This is a genomic window from Desulfovibrio sp. 1188_IL3213 (assembly GCF_036763145.1).
GTDB lineage: Bacteria > Desulfobacterota > Desulfovibrionia > Desulfovibrionales > Desulfovibrionaceae > Desulfovibrio.
Window position 1 is genome coordinate 1 of the sequence record NZ_JBAIYR010000370.1, and the last position, 2,295, is coordinate 2,295.

Consider the following 2,295-nt stretch of genomic DNA (forward strand, 5'->3'; position numbering starts at 1 on the left):
GGACAGCGCCGAAGAGGCCCTGGACGTTATCGCCGCGCTTTTGCGCCACAAAGAGGCTGACTGGGAAATGCTGCCTGCCGAGCCGCAGGAAGGCATACGCCGCATGGGGCTGGCCCTGGCCCGCAAAAAACCCTGAAACGGCGCGTAAAAGTCTTTCCACGGGGTGCGCCGCTCTTGCGCCACCGGACCGAAAAACAGGCAGCCAGGCGGGCCGAAACGAAAAACATTGCTGCCGAATTTTCCGGCAATATCTCAAAACAGCAGGGGCCGCCCGGCGCACGATACTGGCGCGGGCGGCCCCTGCGGCATCAACCTAGAGCAGATTAACTTTGAGAATATACATTCTCAAAGTTTAAGCCACGCTCACTTCGGCGTTTAACCGCGCAGATAAACTGCGCTTACGCCTCGTAGCGAGGCGTCTGCTCACGCAGCCGCCAGAGCAATTTCAAAGTGAAATTGCTCTAGAGCAGATTAACTTTGAGAATATACACTCTCAAAGTTTAAGCCACGCTCGCTTCGATGCTTAACCGCGCAGATAAACTGCGCTTACGCCTTCACTGCGGGCGCCTGCTCCGCAGCCCCAAGCATTTCACGATGGCATGCCCCAGGCGGCAAGCTGTCCGCGTCAGGGCAGGTCGCGGCTTTCCAAGTTGCCGGCAGTTCCCGACGATCCGCCCGAAGCCGCCGGAGAGGTATTCATTCCGCCCGAACTGCCCGAAGCACTGCCCGAAGCGTTGTCAGGCACAAAGCCGCCGTCGGCCGGTCCCATTCCTTCATGCCGCTCGGATACGCCCGCGCCAAGCTGACCGGCCTTTTGCGGCAGCATCAGGTAGCTCGTTACCGAGGTTACCCCCGGCACAGCCCGCGCCGCCTGTATGGCAAGCTGCTTTTCGGCGTCATCTTTCACAACGCCCAGCAGCACCACCCTGCCCGCATTCACTTCCGTATCTATACGGGTGGAAGAAAGCCCCTTGGTTCCGATAAGGTCTTTGCGCAGTTTTGTCGCCAGCACAATATTGCTGGTATCGCTCTTGCCCGGGGTAAACCAGTGCGGGGTGACCGAAAGCGGATTATACCGGCGGGCAATGGTCAGGGCCTTGCCCTGCATGTCCGGCGGAACCTCGCCCACCAGAAAAACATGCCTGTAAAAGCTGTATACCGCCACGGACCAGCCGCCGGTAAAACTCTCGTTCATGAGAGCCGTCTTGATCTTGGTCGCCATTCCCTTGTCGTCGGAAATGGTATCCATAAGGCGCTGATCGTCGTACAGGCCGTAACCGCCATAAGCGCAGCCGTTAAGACCGGCCAGCATAAACAAAAGCAAAATAAGCGCCAGGCGTTGCATGGTTTCTCCTTGGCTGTTTACTGCTTTTCGCGCCGGATGCGTGCGCCCACGGCGTTAAGCTTGTGCTCGATATGCTCATAGCCCCTGTCCAGATGGTAAATGCGCCGCACCTCTGTGACGCCGTGGGCAGCAAGGCCCGCCAGAACCAGTGAGGCGCTGGCGCGCAGGTCTGAGGCCATAACAGGCGCGCCCGTAAGTTTCTGCACGCCGCGCACCATGGCCGTATGGCCCGACACCTTGATCTGTGCGCCCATGCGCATCAGTTCAAGAACATGCATGAAGCGGTTTTCAAAAATGCTTTCCTCCACCACGCTGGCGCCCTGCGCCAGACACATGAGCGCCATGATCTGGGCCTGCATGTCGGTGGGAAAGCCGGGGTATGGCTGTGTTTTCACGTCCGTGCCGCGCAGGGGGGCCGCGCAGCAGCGGGCCAGCACACCGCTGCCCTGCTGCGTGATTTCCATGCCCATGCTGCGCAGTTTGAGAATGACGGACTCAAGCTCGTCATAAGGGCAGTTGTGCAAAAGAAGCTCGCCGCCCGTAATGCCCGCCGCCGCCAGAAAGGTCCCGGCTTCAATACGGTCCGGCATGACGGGGTAGGTGGCCTGATGCAATGAAGTGACGCCCTCGACCCGTATGCACGATGTACCCTGCCCGCTTATCTTGGCGCCGCAGGCACACAAAAAGTTCGCCAGATCCACCACTTCAGGCTCAAGAGCCACGTTTTCCAGCACGGTCTTGCCCTCGGCCAGCACTGCCGCCATGAGCAGGTTTTCCGTACCGCCTACCGTGGGCATGTCAAAAGTGATACGCGCCCCCGTGAGCTTGCGGCAACGGCCGATAATGTACCCCTCTTCCAGTTGAAAGCTCGCGCCCATCTGTTCCAGCCCCTTCAGGTGCTGGTCTACGGGGCGTGCGCCGATGGCGCAGCCGCCGGGCAGCGCCACGCG

General features: G+C 60.0%; 2 protein-coding genes. Both read right to left on the reverse strand.

Going from position 1 to position 2,295, the window contains the following annotated elements; all coding sequences use genetic code 11:
• Positions 1-625: 625 nt before the first annotated feature.
• On the reverse strand, positions 626-1,345 hold the full coding sequence (locus V6C16_RS11525) for a BON domain-containing protein (RefSeq protein ID WP_333535365.1): 720 nt from the start codon (positions 1,343-1,345) through the stop codon (positions 626-628).
• Between the two features lie 17 nt (positions 1,346-1,362).
• On the reverse strand, positions 1,363-2,295 hold a 933-nt coding region (gene murA / locus V6C16_RS11530; protein ID WP_333543269.1), incomplete at its 5' end, for a UDP-N-acetylglucosamine 1-carboxyvinyltransferase.

Excerpts from the sequence above, each read along its gene's own strand:
- V6C16_RS11525 (WP_333535365.1), bottom strand. The coding sequence starts at position 1,345 with ATGCAACGCCTGGCGCTTATTTTGCTTTTGTTTATGCTGGCCGGTCTT.